This window comes from Symbiopectobacterium purcellii (assembly GCF_052050035.1).
Lineage (GTDB): Bacteria > Pseudomonadota > Gammaproteobacteria > Enterobacterales > Enterobacteriaceae > Symbiopectobacterium > Symbiopectobacterium purcellii_A.
Genome location: NZ_CP189882.1, coordinates 4,584,683 through 4,599,082, shown reverse-complemented (window position 1 = coordinate 4,599,082; position 14,400 = coordinate 4,584,683). Strand labels below are relative to the sequence as shown.

Annotated in this window: 14 protein-coding genes, 1 tRNA gene and 4 pseudogenes; 9 read left to right on the top strand and 10 right to left on the bottom strand. The window is 49.9% G+C overall.

The annotated features are described in order from the left end of the window. Positions 1-8: 8 nt before the first annotated feature. Positions 9-149 (bottom strand): annotated as a pseudogene (locus tag ACQGXV_RS31260) (site-specific integrase); the annotation flags it as partial. A 342-nt stretch (positions 150-491) separates the two neighbouring features. Here ACQGXV_RS31260 and ACQGXV_RS31255 point away from each other — a divergent pair. Continuing rightward, positions 492-1,510: pseudogene (locus ACQGXV_RS31255) on the top strand (IS110 family transposase). An 818-nt stretch (positions 1,511-2,328) separates the two neighbouring features. After that, positions 2,329-2,526: pseudogene (locus ACQGXV_RS31250) on the top strand (helix-turn-helix domain-containing protein); the annotation flags it as partial. A gap of 8 nt (positions 2,527-2,534) precedes the next feature. Here ACQGXV_RS31250 and ACQGXV_RS31245 read toward each other — a convergent pair. The 3 genes and pseudogenes from ACQGXV_RS31245 to ACQGXV_RS31235 all read right to left on the bottom strand — a co-directional run. Then, a pseudogene (locus ACQGXV_RS31245) lies at positions 2,535-3,517 on the bottom strand (IS3 family transposase); the annotation flags it as partial. Positions 3,518-3,549: 32 nt separating this feature from the next. Then, on the bottom strand, positions 3,550-4,761 hold the full coding sequence (locus tag ACQGXV_RS31240; RefSeq protein WP_440864201.1) for an IS256 family transposase: 1,212 nt from the start codon (positions 4,759-4,761) through the stop codon (positions 3,550-3,552). A gap of 204 nt (positions 4,762-4,965) precedes the next feature. Then, on the bottom strand, positions 4,966-5,316 hold the full coding sequence (locus ACQGXV_RS31235) for a DUF1090 domain-containing protein (protein WP_440864200.1): 351 nt from the start codon (positions 5,314-5,316) through the stop codon (positions 4,966-4,968). 80 nt (positions 5,317-5,396) lie between these two features. On the opposite strand from ACQGXV_RS31235, the gene ACQGXV_RS31230 reads away from it, so the two are divergent. The 3 genes from ACQGXV_RS31230 to ACQGXV_RS31220 all read left to right on the top strand — a co-directional run bounded on the left by ACQGXV_RS31230 (position 5,397) and on the right by ACQGXV_RS31220 (position 7,995). Next, positions 5,397-6,320: an IS5 family transposase gene (locus ACQGXV_RS31230; RefSeq protein ID WP_440864199.1), complete on the top strand. Its 924-nt coding sequence runs from the start codon at positions 5,397-5,399 to the stop codon at positions 6,318-6,320. Between the two features lie 282 nt (positions 6,321-6,602). Continuing rightward, positions 6,603-7,814 (top strand): IS256 family transposase, encoded by a 1,212-nt coding sequence (locus tag ACQGXV_RS31225; RefSeq protein WP_440862551.1) that lies wholly within the window; start codon positions 6,603-6,605, stop codon positions 7,812-7,814. Then, entirely contained in the window at positions 7,792-7,995 is a 204-nt protein-coding gene (locus ACQGXV_RS31220; RefSeq protein ID WP_440864198.1) for a hypothetical protein, read from the top strand. The genes ACQGXV_RS31225 and ACQGXV_RS31220 overlap by 23 nt, the downstream gene beginning before the upstream one ends. Here the strand turns inward: ACQGXV_RS31220 and ACQGXV_RS31215 are convergent, their stop codons facing one another. From ACQGXV_RS31215 to ACQGXV_RS31205, 3 genes are read right to left on the bottom strand one after another with little or no spacing between them, the layout of a single operon-like run. Continuing rightward, complete coding sequence (locus tag ACQGXV_RS31215) at positions 7,996-8,169, bottom strand: hypothetical protein (RefSeq protein WP_440864197.1); 174 nt, start codon at positions 8,167-8,169, stop codon at positions 7,996-7,998. It lies immediately after the preceding gene. After that, positions 8,130-8,663, bottom strand: a complete 534-nt coding sequence (locus ACQGXV_RS31210; protein ID WP_440862665.1) for an IS630 family transposase — start codon at positions 8,661-8,663, stop codon at positions 8,130-8,132. Before ACQGXV_RS31210 ends, ACQGXV_RS31215 begins: the two co-directional genes overlap by 40 nt. Continuing rightward, positions 8,587-8,952: an IS630 transposase-related protein gene (locus ACQGXV_RS31205; protein WP_440862584.1), complete on the bottom strand. Its 366-nt coding sequence runs from the start codon at positions 8,950-8,952 to the stop codon at positions 8,587-8,589. Before ACQGXV_RS31205 ends, ACQGXV_RS31210 begins: the two co-directional genes overlap by 77 nt. A 45-nt stretch (positions 8,953-8,997) precedes the next feature. Here ACQGXV_RS31205 and ACQGXV_RS31200 point away from each other — a divergent pair, with 45 nt between their 5' ends. Beyond that, the gene (locus tag ACQGXV_RS31200; protein WP_440864196.1) at positions 8,998-9,267 is read left to right on the top strand and encodes a hypothetical protein; all 270 of its coding nucleotides are present in this window, start codon (positions 8,998-9,000) and stop codon (positions 9,265-9,267) included. 62 nt (positions 9,268-9,329) lie between these two features. On the opposite strand, the gene ACQGXV_RS31195 is transcribed toward ACQGXV_RS31200, so the two are convergent. From ACQGXV_RS31195 to ACQGXV_RS31185, 3 genes are all read right to left on the bottom strand, one after another. Then, a tRNA-Tyr gene (locus ACQGXV_RS31195) sits at positions 9,330-9,414 on the bottom strand. 156 nt (positions 9,415-9,570) lie between these two features. Continuing rightward, positions 9,571-10,419 (bottom strand): formyltetrahydrofolate deformylase, encoded by an 849-nt coding sequence (purU, locus tag ACQGXV_RS31190; protein ID WP_440867745.1) that lies wholly within the window; start codon positions 10,417-10,419, stop codon positions 9,571-9,573. Between the two features lie 182 nt (positions 10,420-10,601). Then, complete coding sequence (locus ACQGXV_RS31185; RefSeq protein ID WP_440864195.1) at positions 10,602-11,030, bottom strand: YchJ family metal-binding protein; 429 nt, start codon at positions 11,028-11,030, stop codon at positions 10,602-10,604. Positions 11,031-11,179: 149 nt separating this feature from the next. Here ACQGXV_RS31185 and rssA point away from each other — a divergent pair, with 149 nt between their 5' ends. The 3 genes from rssA to galU all read left to right on the top strand — a co-directional run bounded on the left by rssA (position 11,180) and on the right by galU (position 14,376). After that, positions 11,180-12,094: a patatin-like phospholipase RssA gene (gene rssA / locus ACQGXV_RS31180; RefSeq protein ID WP_440864194.1), complete on the top strand. Its 915-nt coding sequence runs from the start codon at positions 11,180-11,182 to the stop codon at positions 12,092-12,094. Positions 12,095-12,205: 111 nt separating this feature from the next. After that, positions 12,206-13,225, top strand: coding sequence for a two-component system response regulator RssB (gene rssB / locus ACQGXV_RS31175; RefSeq protein ID WP_440864193.1), 1,020 nt, complete (start codon positions 12,206-12,208; stop codon positions 13,223-13,225). Between the two features lie 236 nt (positions 13,226-13,461). Continuing rightward, on the top strand, positions 13,462-14,376 hold the full coding sequence (gene galU / locus ACQGXV_RS31170; protein WP_440867744.1) for a UTP--glucose-1-phosphate uridylyltransferase GalU: 915 nt from the start codon (positions 13,462-13,464) through the stop codon (positions 14,374-14,376). The last annotated feature ends 24 nt before the right edge of the window (positions 14,377-14,400 follow it).

The window sequence follows — 14,400 nt, the reverse complement described above, 5'->3', positions numbered from 1 at the left end:
TAATTTTATTATTGATTGGTTAATTGGTGCATCGGTGGGGCGTTTCCCCCAAAATTCGCATTGAGTATGTTCATTTGGTGGGTGTTGTTGTCTGCCATCCATTTTCCATAAACGCTGTAAACCCTCTGCGCCGAGGTGTGGCCCATACGAACAAGGCGTTCACCGCGGCAACTACTGACGCCACCAAAGCTACAGCGGTTGCATCAGGCAGCACCGTCATTCGCATTGCAGCCGGCATCGCTCAAATCGTCACTTCAACCGAGGATGGCAACAACGTGGCTACTCACACTGTCACCGTGAGTTAGTGGTCATTACAAGGGGAGAGCAAAACTGCCTTTGATAATGATCACGGAGAATGAGATGAACGCATCCCACACATTTGAGAGCAGCGAAGGGTTCGGCAGGTAAGGTGTGGATCCTCGCAGACTTACGGCATCATTGTGCCCAACACGGGATGCATAAAGCTCCCTGATAACTGGAGGATCCACGACATGAAATATACCCCTGTTGGCGTCGATATCGCAAAACATCTGATGCAGGTTCACTTCATTAATGAACATACCGGTGAAGTCATCGATAAACAGATAAAGCGCGACGCGCTGCTGGAATACTTCAGCAATCGGGAGCCTTGCCTGATTGGCATGGAAGCTTGCGGCGGTTCCCAGTACTGGGCGCGGGAGCTGGAAAAACTGGGGCATAAGGTCAGACTACTCCAGGGCAAATTCGTCAAGTCCTTCGTGATGGGCAATAAAAATGACGTGATGGATGCCCGTGCTATCTGGATGGCGGTCCAGCAGCCAGCTAAAGCCGTTGCCGTCAAAACTGAGGAACAGCAGGCAGTACTGTCGCTGCACAAAATGCGCCGCCAGTTAGTGAAGTTCCGCACCGCGCAAATCAACGCGCTGCACGGATTGCTGTTGGAGTTCGGCGAAACTGTGCGTAAAGGCCGGGCGTCACTGGACAAGGCGATGCCAGAGGTGCTTGAGCGACTTAAGGAAAAGCTGCCACCGTTCCTGAACTACCAGTTTGAAGACCAGCATCGGCGCCTCAATGACCTGGATATGCAGATAGAGGGTATCGAAAAACAGCTTGCCACTTGGGCGAAACAGAATGAGGCCTGTCGGCGGATTATGGACATTCCAGGTGTTGGCCCACTGGTTGCGACCGCAGCAATTACATCATAGGAGATGCGGGAGCCTTCCGATCAGGACGGGAGTTCGCAGCCTACATCGGCTTGGTGCCAAAGCAAACAGGCACCGGCGGCAAAGTGCGGCTTCTGGGCATCAGTAAACGCGGCGATGCTTATCTGCGGACGCTGTTTATCCACGGAGCCAGGGCTGCGACGCTGCTGGCGAAAGAGCCGAACCCGTGGGTTACGGAGCTGCTGAAAAGACGGACAACCAGCGTTGCGGTGGTGGGGATGGCTAACAAGATAGCGCGCACGGTGTGGGCCCTGGTGGCACATAGCCGAACTTACGACAAAAAACACGTCAGCGTCAGGCCGTTCTGAACGACAGATGCGGGCAAAACATTAACTCTTTTAATAGAAGGGTTAATGCTGAAAGGTTGCTAGGGCAGCCGTAGTGATGACAACGACAGGTATAGCCAACCGACTTAAAAATGATTACATCCTATGCCCTGATATGCGGCAAAGAAGCATAGCTGGCTGTTATCAAAATAATGTCGCTTGGCTATAAGACCGTGACTTACTAAACCTGAATGGTGTGTTGAGCTTAAAGCTCGCCAGGAGAATGAGGTGTGAGTCAGCGAATCTCATCGAGGCCCGCAGCAGCGGCTGCAACAAGGCCGAATATAGAGCTGCAATCTACCGTCAATGTCAGCACCACGAATGCTTTGCAAACGGGATGCGTTCATATTGAACCCCATGACGCCCATTGCCGAGATCGGGAAAATGCTCATCTCCAACATGTAAACAGATTACTTTTCTGCCCCTCATTTGCCGCCATGACTCGCATCGGTGTCCCGCTGAGATTGTCGACGTTTACGCGGTGCTGAACGGTGCAGAGGCGAGTATATTTACAGGGTTTATGACGTGGGCTATAGAGCACACACAACGCATCCCCTCCCTACGTCGCGTTTCTTACAGCAGCATAACTGGAAAGCGGTGCAGCGATAATTCGTGGCTATTTTCACCAATTCAGCGCATGGCTTCGCGTGAGTTGCTGTCAGCGGCAATGCACGTAATGCAGGTCTGCTGCGATAACTTGTATTAGTCGCGACTTGATCTTACACATGACCTTGAAAGGTTGAGAGTTACCGGTTTTGATATGGGTGTTCGATCCTTAAACAAAACGCGAGATAACTCTCATGCTTCATACTAACAATCCCATCATCAAACACAAAGCCGGCCTGCTCAATCTGGCCGAAGAACTTGGTAACGTATCAAAAGCCTGCAAGATCATGGGCGTGTCACGCGACACGTTTTACCGTTATCAGGAACTGGCTGCTGAAGGCGGCATCGATGCGCTGGTTAACCAGAACCGCCGGGTTCCCAACCTGAAGAACTGTAGTGGTCAACTAAATTTGGCCACCCTACCTGACTGTTGATGGAACAGCCGTTCTGATTCATTTGGTGTTAACCCACCGTTATACCAGTGAGGTCTGACATCGCTATAATAATGGGTTATGTAGCGAATAATGGATGATTGAGCAGTACTAAAGCTTTGGTAGCCAGTCGTTGGCACCCATTCAGTCTTCAGACTACGGAAGAATCGCTCCATCGGACTATTATCCCAACAATTTCCTCTGCGACTCATACTTTGGGTCATCTGATAACGCCACAACGCCTGCCTATACTGACGACTGGTGTAATGGCTTCCTTGGTCACTATGAAACATGACTTGTTTGGGATGCCCACGCAGTTCCCAAGCCATTTGTAGTGCTTTGGCTGTTAATTCTGAATCTGGCGAAAACGACATTGCCCAGCCCACGGGTTTTCGGGCAAATAAATCTAATACCACCGCCAGATACGCCCATCGGTCGCCTGTCCAAATATAGGTTACATCGCCGCACCAAACCTGGTCAGGCTTGGTCACAGCGAACTGCCTATTGAGCAGATTTGGAATATCAATACGTTCATTTCCACCGCGGTTGTATTGATGTTTTCTTGTTTGGCAACTAACGAGGGTTAATTCTTTCATCAACTTACCCGCTAACCACCGCCCAAGTTTCACGTCGTGTGTATTGGTAACCATCGTGGCGATAGTCCTTGCGCCCGCAGACCCGCCACTAACGTTCCACGCTTCGCTGACCAGGCTACGTTTTATCGTCCGCTCAATATCTGGCTCCTTAGGTCGACACCAATAGCGATAACTGCTTCGGTGAACATTAAAAATACGACACAGCGCTTTCACTGGATAAAGCGCTCTTAGCTTTTCAACTACCGAGAATTTTTCAGTGAGTCGGACATTAAGAGCGCAGTAGCCTTTTTTAAGATGGCATTCTCCATTTCCAGTCGGTGGATTTTTTTCTTCATTTCTCTGAACTCAATTGAGTCTGTAAAGAATTTTGTGTAAATGGCTCCATTGCTTAACCGGAGATTCGTTCTCCATACATCAACATGAATTGGCTCATAGCAGGTTTCCAGTCTCTGATTGGCAAGGTCCATTTAGCAGAGATATTATGCAAGGCTAGATAGAGTAATTTTATCACCGAGTCATCCGTTGGAAATATTCGTCGCGTTTTCGTTATCTTGCGCAATGAAGCATTTAACGACTCTATCGCGTTGGTGGTGTAGATAACCTTGCGGATCTCCGGCGGAAAGTCAAAAATGACGATGAGACGTTCCCAATTATTTCTCCACGACGGGCTGATCGTCGGGAACTGTTCATCCCATTTGGCCGCGAAGGCATCCAGGGCCTCTTCAGCGCCCTCTAGCGTTGCGGAACTATAGATGGTGCGCAGGTCAGCAGCAACGGCCTTACGCTCTTTCCAGCCGACGTAGCGCAGCGAGTTCCGCACCTGATGCACAATGCAGAGCTGTACCCGCGTATGCGGGTAAACAGCTTCAATGGCATCAGGAAAGCCTTTCAGGCCATCGCAGCAGGCGACGAAGATGTCCTTTAGCCCACGATTTTTCAGTTCTGTCATCACAGATAACCAGAACTTGGCCCCCTCAGTTTTGGCTATCCATAGCCCCAGCAGCTCTTTTTCGCCCTGGCCGTTGACGCCGAGGGCCAGATAAACAGACTTGTTGGCCACGGCTCCGCCGTCCTGGCTTTTGACAACAATACAGTCAAGGTAAACAATGGGATAAAGCGCATCCAGCGGCCGTTGCTGCCAGCGCTTAACTTCATCCATCACAGCATTGGTCACTTGAGAAATGAAGCCAGCGGAAACATCGACCCCGTAGACTTCTTTAAAGTGTGCCTGAATATCACGGGTTGATAACCCTCTGGAATAGAGAGAAATAATGCGGTCATCGAAGCCGTTAAGCTGTTTTTCGTGCTTACCGATCAGTGTCGGCTCGAAGGTACTGTTGCGGTCGCGCGGAATATCGAGCTCGATCTCCCCATTTTGGCTACGTACGCTCTTGGATGTCTTGCCATTGCGTGAGTTGCCTGAATGATTACCAGCCGGGTCATGCTTAGCATACCCAAGGTGCATCTCCATCGCAGCTTCAAGAACCCGTTCCGCCAGTCTTTTAGTCAGCACCTTGAGTAGGCCTGATTCACCCAGCAGATCCTGAGGGGAGTGACAATCTTGAAGCAGTTGGTCAATAAGTTCGTTGCTGATAGGCATTTTGTTATCCTTTGAAGGTTTTCCTCAAAATGCCATTTACACAGATTATTTTACAGTCTCCTATGCGGCGGCAACATTCTGGCGATCACAGCCGCTTTACGTTCTGGCGAATAGCTTCCCATGAACAGCTTCTCCAGCCCCCTAGATTTTTTTCACTCAGAGGCGACAACTACCCTGACATGGGGGGGGTTTCAGACTGTGCGGTTATTTATTTAGTGTGTTTCTGGCTTCATCGAGCTCTGACTGAGCCTCTTTGAGCTTCCTCTGTTGTTTACTGATTTTATCTTTACGCCCGTCAGCCTGAGCTTCAGCCAGTTCCTGGCGGCGTTCTTCAACCTTTCGTTCTTTTTCACGCAAGTTGACTTCACGCTTAGCACGCAGCGCTTCATCGGTGCAGTTAGCGTTAAGTTCAGCAAGTGCTTTTTTCAAACCGGCTATGCGATGGTCGTTGCCGTGAGTGCGGGCATAATCTATTTGCTGTTCAATGTTCTGGCGTTTTGCTTCGCATCCTGTTGCTGCTTGGGGTGTTGCTAGTACGGAAAAAATTGGCGTCAAAACCGGCTTTGTTGAATAAATCGAACTTTCAGGGGATCGCCGGATCAAAGCACTATCATCGCTCCCGATAGCAGCTCCCCATGGCAAAGCAAAAGTTTAAAATCACCAACTGGCCCACCTACAACAAAGCACTCAGACAACGCGGCTCCCTGACGGTCTGGCTTGATGAGTCCGCCATCGCTGCATGGACTGACAGTGCTTCGCCTGAAGGTCGTGGTCGGCCGCTTTACTACACCGATATGGCTGTTACCACGGTTTTGATGATAAAGCGCGTGTTTAACCTGTCGCTCCGGGCATTACAGGGCTTTGTCGACTCGGTTTTTACACTGATGAGCCTGCCACTGCGCTGCCCGGACTACTCTCTGGTCAGTCGGCGGGCAAAAACCGTCAGTATCAGCATAAAAACGCCAACGCGTGGTGAAATCTCGCATCTGGTCATCGACAGTACCGGTCTGAAGGTCTTTGGCGAAGGTGAATGGAAAGTCAGGCAGCATGGGGCTGACAGACGAAGAGTGTGGCGCAAGCTTCATCTGGCAGCAGACAGTGCGACGCATGAGATTATCTGTGCCGACTTATCGCTCAGCGGAACGACAGATGCGCAGGCACTGCCGGGCCTGATTAACCAAACCCACCGAAAAATCAGGGAAGTGTCAGCAGACGGTGCTTATGACGGCCGTTACTGCCACGATGCGTTGCTAAGAAAGAAAATCAGGCCCCTTATCCCGCCGCGAAGCGGAGCCAAATACTGGCCGGACAAGTACCATGAACGTAACCATGCGGTGGCGAATCAGCGTCTGAGCGGGAGTAATGATATGTGGAAAAAGAAAGTGGGTTATCACCGGCGTTCAGTGGCAGAAACAGCGATGTTCCGCATAAAAACTTTGCTGGGTTGCCATCTGAGCCTGCGTGACTATGAGGCTCAAGTAGGTGAAGCCATAGCGATGGTCAAAGCGCTGAACCGTATGACGTTGTTGGGTATGCCACACAGCGTCAGGATAGGATAACAGGTGTAGCAGAGGGAGTCATCCTGTCGGCTAATTCTGATTTATTCAACAAAGCCGGTTCTACATCGAAAAGCGGCGTGGTGAAGGTGTCAACCAAGCTACCACAGCCAGAGAGCGTGCTCTGCCTCGCTCGACCATCAGCAGGGAACTCAGACGCAATACCGACCCTACTTTCAATGGTGTCTACTGCTGTAGAAGGGCGGACACTCTGGCCCGGGAACGGAGACTGTAAAATAATCTGTGTAAATGGCATTTTGAGGAAAACCTTCAAAGGATAACAAAATGCCTATCAGCAACGAACTTATTGACCAACTGCTTCAAGATTGTCACTCCCCTCAGGATCTGCTGGGTGAATCAGGCCTACTCAAGGTGCTGACTAAAAGACTGGCGGAACGGGTTCTTGAAGCTGAGATGGAGATGCACCTTGGGTATGCTAAGCATGACCCGGCTGGTAATCATTCAGGCAACTCACGCAATGGCAAGACATCCAAGAGCGTACGTAGCCAAAATGGGGAGATCGAGCTCGATATTCCGCGCGACCGCAACAGTACCTTCGAGCCGACACTGATCGGTAAGCACGAAAAACAGCTTAACGGCTTCGATGACCGCATTATTTCTCTCTATTCCAGAGGGTTATCAACCCGTGATATTCAGGCACACTTTAAAGAAGTCTACGGGGTCGATGTTTCCGCTGGCTTCATTTCTCAAGTGACCAATGCTGTGATGGATGAAGTTAAGCGCTGGCAGCAACGGCCGCTGGATGCGCTTTATCCCATTGTTTACCTTGACTGTATTGTTGTCAAAAGCCAGGACGGCGGAGCCGTGGCCAACAAGTCTGTTTATCTGGCCCTCGGCGTCAACGGCCAGGGCGAAAAAGAGCTGCTGGGGCTATGGATAGCCAAAACTGAGGGGGCCAAGTTCTGGTTATCTGTGATGACAGAACTGAAAAATCGTGGGCTAAAGGACATCTTCGTCGCCTGCTGCGATGGCCTGAAAGGCTTTCCTGATGCCATTGAAGCTGTTTACCCGCATACGCGGGTACAGCTCTGCATTGTGCATCAGGTGCGGAACTCGCTGCGCTACGTCGGCTGGAAAGAGCGTAAGGCCGTTGCTGCTGACCTGCGCACCATCTATAGTTCCGCAACGCTAGAGGGCGCTGAAGAGGCCCTGGATGCCTTCGCGGCCAAATGGGATGAACAGTTCCCGACGATCAGCCCGTCGTGGAGAAATAATTGGGAACGTCTCATCGTCATTTTTGACTTTCCGCCGGAGATCCGCAAGGTTATCTACACCACCAACGCGATAGAGTCGTTAAATGCTTCATTGCGCAAGATAACGAAAACGCGACGAATATTTCCAACGGATGACTCGGTGATAAAATTACTCTATCTAGCCTTGCATAATATCTCTGCTAAATGGACCTTGCCAATCAGAGACTGGAAACCTGCTATGAGCCAATTCATGTTGATGTATGGAGAACGAATCTCCGGTTAAGCAATGGAGCCATTTACACAAAATTCTTTACAGACTCCGGGAACGCCGTCATAAGCCTCTGCCAAACAATGCTTTTTACCCGTTGGAGCCACACATTCAGAACTTCATCAGGCAGGCGCTTTCCACTCACTCTTCACCTGAAATCATCAGTGGCCGTTTGCACCTGGAATTCGGTATATAGCTAAGCGACATTATTTTGATAACAGCCAGCTATGCTTCTTTGCCATATATCAGGGCATCGGCTGTAATCATTTTTAAGTCGGTTGGCTATATCTGTCAGCAAGAATACGCTATAGCCAAGCGACTTAATTTTGATTACACCATATGGACTGAGAACAAACTCTCTGTATCGCAACCCATCTCTCTTTTTTTGCTTTTTGCTTGTGCCCATTTATGCTCAATTGGGTTAAGATCTGGCGAATATGTAGGCAAATACTCCACCATATACCCTGCATCGATGATGACTTGTTGAATATTATGTTTTTTGTGAAAAGTGGCATTGTCCATCATGATTACACTGTTTTTAGGGAGTACTGGGATAAGGACTTGTGTGACCCAGGCATAGAAAACATCGCTGTTAATATTGATATCAAATAATCCGATAGCAAACAGCGTTGTGCCTAATAAAGCGCCGATAACATTTGTTCTTCCCCTAGCTCCCCAGTTCTTCAGGCCAAAACACCGTTGACCTTTTGGGGAATAGCCGTGAGTCCGTGGGGCATCGTGTGAAAAACCACTTTCATCAATAAAAACAATAGGTTTACCTTCTTTTTCATACTGTTGTTTTTTTTGTTGAAATCCCTGCCGGGCGTTTTCGTCGGCTTTCGGATGACGTAGAGTTTTTTTTATAGGTCAATCCCAGCTTTTTAAGCGCTTGCCAAATGGCCTTCTGACAAACGCCAAAACGCTCTGCACGTTCTTTTTGGTAAGCATCTGGATATTGTTCAACATCTTTTATCAACTCGGATTTATCGATCTTTCGCTGACGCGTGGTCGATGCTTTTGACTCTATTTGATTAATCCAACGCGATACAGAGGCAGGGCCAATCCGAAATTGCTTCGCTGTTTCTCGGATACTCAACCCTTCGTTTTTCCGTGTAGATATCACTTTACGTCTAAAATCAATTGAATAGCTCATTTAAATAATGTAATCAAAATTAAGTCGTTTAGCTATAAAGCCATCATGGGGGGAATATGGAATGTCAGTTATAACGTATTCACCCTTCAGGAGATGCCTCTAAAACTGGCGGCAAGGATTTCTGCGGTGAGCGGGACGTTGGTGAAAATCAGCGCTGGCGTTGGTAGCCTGGTGGCCGGGTATTCTCTAGGATTTATCGGTGCAAAGTTGACGCTGGTTACATTGGCTGTGCTGACCTTGTTCATGCTGTCCGGCTCTTTTGTTTGTAAAAAAGAGTACGGTAAATACCATGAGCAAAAAGCGTCAGAAGGGTAACGTTACATTCTGGTGCTAGCTGGGGAGTAAGGTGGACAGTAAATAAAATAGACGCTGCGATATGGTGGTGGGGGAAGGATTCGAACCTTCGAAGTCTGTGACGGCAGATTTACAGTCTGCTCCCTTTGGCCGCTCGGGAACCCCACCATGGCCTAACTGATTGTGCGCTTTCTTGGTAAGCGGGGCGCATCATACCAAATGCGGCGCCCCTGTAAAGCCTGAACGCAAAAAAACGCGTTTGTTTGCCGTTTTTTCACACGCCTTGAGGATTTTCCACCCAGTGTTGAGTTGAAAAACAGCAGCTTAAAGAATAATGGTGCGATTACCGTAAACGAAAACTCGCTGCGCCAGCACGCGGTAAAGGGCGCGGCTAAGGACGTTTTTCTCGACGTCGCGGCCTGCACGCATCATGTCATCGGCGGTATAGGTGTGATCCACGTTGATCACATCCTGCATGATAATCGGACCCTCATCCAGGCTATCGTTCACATAGTGGGCGGTAGCACCGATGATCTTCACGCCGCGCTCATAGGCCTGATGATAGGGACGCGCACCGATGAACGCTGGCAGGAACGAGTGGTGGATGTTGATCACCTGATTCGGGTAGTGCTGCACAAAAGCAGGCGTCAGTACGCGCATGTATTTGGCCAATACCACGTAATCCGGTTGGTAAGCATCAATCTGCTCAATCATCAACTGGTCGTGTGCTTCGCGTGAAAGCCCTTCATGGCTCACCAGATGGAACGGAATATCAAAGCGCTCAACCAGCGTCTGCAAGGTATCGTGGTTGCCAATCACGGCGGCAATTTCAACATCCAGGCCACCGTAGGCGCTCTTCATCAGCAAATCGCCCAAACAATGCGCCTCTTTGGTGACCAGAACCACGATGCGACGACGGCCCGCATCGCTCAGTTCACGCACGGAACCTTCCGGCAGCGCGCCGTCTAAATCGGCCAGCAGCGTGGTGTCATTGAAGATCCCTTCTAATTCGGTACGCATGAAAAAGCGCCCGGTGCGGTGATCGACAAATTCATTGTTCTGCACAATGTTTAATTCGTGCTTGTAACAGATGTTGGTAATTTTCGCGATAAGCCCCTTCGCATCGGGGCAAATAGTACGCAACACTTTTCGTTGTAGTGCCTGAGATTGCATCGTTTGGGATTGCATGGAAATAAGAACCCTGTCCAAATTCGTCTGTCATCATCCCCGAAAGCTGCCACGTTCGTGCGATTTATCGCCGCGATAAGGGGAAGCATGCCACCGGGTTACATTTTTTGCCTTACACTACGCGCCTATCCACGCCCGCAGCACTGTTTGTATTTTTTGTCCGAACCTCATGGACAGCGATCGTTTCTGCCAGTTTGCAGATGTACGCCGTCCATATAGTACCAGCGATCGAGGCGGCGAAGGAAGCGTGAGCGTTCGCGCATCAGCGATGTGCGCTCTGGCTGCGCGGCGTCGGTATAGCGCGCAGCGAATTCGACATAGCCTTCATCCGCATCGCGTCCTGGGCTGGTAGCCAGCACGTTCAAGCGTTGCCACTGCGTATCCTGGGCGCTTTCGGAGATTGAAGCACGCCATTTTTCAGGTTGAAGCGCAGGGTCCCAGGTTGCAATAAGATAATCAACGTCATGGGCTACGTACGCACAATAGCGTGAACGCATTAATGCTTCTGGCGTTGGTGCGATGTGGGTGCGTTGCAGATAGGGAAGGCAGCATGCGGTATACTGCTTACCACTCCCGCAAGGACAGCTTTGCGGCACGGTGACTCCTGGGTGTGCCAATAGTAAAAAAAATGAAAAAAATATCGATATTTGCGTGAAAATAACTCAACGTCGTGGCGATATGTTACCTAACAATCTCGGTGAGTGGCAATGTACGCTAAAATGAATAGCGAGATGAGAAGGATATCATGAAGCAAAGAAAGATTGGCCTGGCGCTGGGATCGGGCGCGGCAAAAGGATGGGCCCATATCGCTGTCATTCAGGCACTGACTAAAATGGGGATTGTGGTCGATGTGGTAGCCGGTTGCTCTGTAGGCGCTTTAGTGGCAGCGGCTTATGCGACTAACCGACTGAATGCCATGGCTCGCTGGGTGAGTGGGTTTCATCATTGGGATGTGATTCGCCTGATGTATCTCTCTTGGCAGCGGGGTGGGTTACTGCGTGGCGATCGGGTATTTAATCAGGTACGACACATCTTGCGTACCCAGCAGATAGACGAGTGTACTATCAAGTTCGGTGCGGTGGCTACTAACCTTACAACAGCGCGAGAACTGTGGCTTACCGAGGGCGATCTGCACCATGCGATCCACGCCTCGTGCAGCATGCCGGGATTGCTCGCACCGGTGCGACACAATGACTATTGGTTGGTTGATGGTGCAGTGGTGAACCCGGTGCCTGTTTCTCTGGCACGCGCACTGGGCGCTGACGTGGTAATTGCCGTTGATTTGCAGCACAACGCGACGCTGGGGCATGACGACATGCTGTCGGTGGCCGCGATGGCTGAGGAGACGCATGCGGATTCGACGCCGCTCAACTGGCAGCATAAGCTTCGGCGGCGCTTGTCCATGGTATTGCAGCGTCAGCGTGCCAACCGTGCACCTTCCGCGATGGATATCATGACGGCCTCCATTCAGGTGCTGGAAAACCGTTTAAAAATGCATCGTATGGCTGGCGACCCGCCTGATGTGGTGGTGCAGCCCTATTGTCCACAAATTGCCACGCTGGATTTTCATCGTGCGCACGAGGCGATTGCAGCAGGGCGACTGGCCGTGGATAAAAAGCAGGATGAATTGCAACTGCTGGTAAACCGAGACGCAGGCTAATGCGAAACGCTGCACCTGATAGGTGTCAAAAAGGGTAAAAGTTTGGAGTGGCAGGGGTTAAGGCCGAACAACGCGAGGGAATATGCATGAAGTTGACGTATGAGGTCATCAATGGGTCAGCCATTAACAGATAAGCACATTTTGATTGTTGAAGATGAGGCGGTATTTCGTTCCGTGATCGCTGGCTATCTGACATCGCTGGGTGCATCTGTGCGTGAAGCTGTCAATGGTGTGGATGCATTAGCCGTAATGCAAGGCTATCACCCTGATTTGATCGTGTGCGATTTGGAAATGCCGCTGATGGGGGGCATTGAGTTCGTTGAAACGCTCAGGTTGCAAGATAATCGCACGCCTATTCTGGTGGTGTCCGCCACCAGCCAGATGGGGGATGTCGCCAAAGTGCTGCGCCTGGGCGTGCAGAATGTGATGCTTAAGCCTATCCGCGATTATGCGCGCTTGCGCGAAGCTGTGATGACCTGCATGTACCCTGACATGTTCACTTCTCAACTGAGTGAAGTTGAGCAGTTGATGGAGGATATGGATTCACTCAATCAATCGCCAGACGCGGTCAATAAATTGCTGGCGCAGCTACAGCCGCCGGTGCATCAAAAAATAATAGCAGGTTGCAGCGTGCGTTACCGCCAATTGACGTCATTAGAGCAGCCGGGTCTGGTACTGGATATTGCCGCTTTGTCTGATGATGATTTGGCGTTCTATTGTCTTGATGTGACACAAGCCGCTAATAATAACGGCACGCTGGCGGCTTTGCTGCTGCGCACACTGTTTAACGGGTTGTTGCAAGAGCATCTGGCTAATCAGCAACACCGTCTACCTGAATTGCCTGTATTGCTGCGACAGGTCAATCAATTGCTGCGTCAGGCCAATCTTAATGGGCGTTTCCCTCTGCTAGTGGGCTACTATCACCGAGGATTGCAACGACTCATTCTTATTTCAGCCGGTTTGCATGCCATGCTGAACGCGGGAGAGGAGCAGTTGGTGTTAAACAATGGTATTCCACTCGGCACCCTCGATGGAGCATATCTTAACCAATTAAACCATGAGTGCGCCGCTTTTGAATGTCAGGTATGGGGACGCGTCGGACGCTTACGACTGATGTTATCAGCAGATTGAATGCTTACGCGGTGTGATGAGGCCTACGGAATAGTCTGATAGGCGCTCATCATGCAATTTGTTGCATACTCTTCGCTTTCGAAATTATTTTTTATTTCCTACTATATAAAGTGTTGTTTTATTTTTATCATAGCCATCGCGTTTACCGGGTGTCGTCTCTGGCCGAGCAGGCTGGTGTATCCCGAATTAAACCCGGCAATAAAGTTCATTATTTGAACGGTATATCAGAGGTTGTTATGTCAACGGTCAATAAAAAAGTTAGAAAAGCGGTCATCCCCGTCGCAGGGCTAGGGACTCGGATGCTGCCGGCAACAAAAGCGATTCCAAAAGAAATGTTGCCGCTGGTTGATAAGCCGCTCATTCAATACGTCGTCAATGAGTGTATCGCCGCAGGCTTGAACGAAATTATTTTAGTTACACACTCATCTAAGAATTCTATTGAAAACCACTTCGATACCAGTTTTGAGCTGGAAGCGATGTTGGAGAAGCGTGTTAAACGCCAATTGTTGGAAGAAGTTCAGTCTATTTGCCCGAAGCACGTCACCATCATGCAAGTGCGTCAGGGGTTGGCAAAAGGATTGGGACACGCTGTGATGTGCGCACACCCGTTAGTCGGGGATGAGCCGGTCGCCGTTATTTTGCCCGACGTTATCATTGATGAATTTGAATCCAACCTGAAAAAAGACAACCTGAGTGAAATGCTGGCGCGTTTCTCTGAAACGGGTCATAGCCAAATTATGGTTGAACCGGTTGAAGAAGTCAGCAGCTATGGCGTTGTTGACTGCAAAGGGCAAACATTACAGCCGGGCGACAGTGCACCAATGGTGGGCGTCGTGGAAAAACCCAAGGCGGCAGAGGCACCGTCCAATTTAGCCATTGTTGGTCGCTATGTGCTATCGGCTGATATTTGGTCTCTGCTGGAAAAAACACCGCCGGGAGCGGGTAATGAAATCCAGTTAACGGATGCCATTGCCATGTTGATGGAAAAAGAAACAGTAGAGGCTTACCACCTTAAAGGGGGCAGTCACGACTGCGGAAACAAATTGGGTTACATGCGTGCATTTGTAGAATACGGCCTGCGTCACAATACGCTGGGTAATGATTTTGCTGCATGGCTTAATGAAACCGTTAATGAAAATGATGTGAAATAACCTGATTCGATGGCGCTTTGCCTT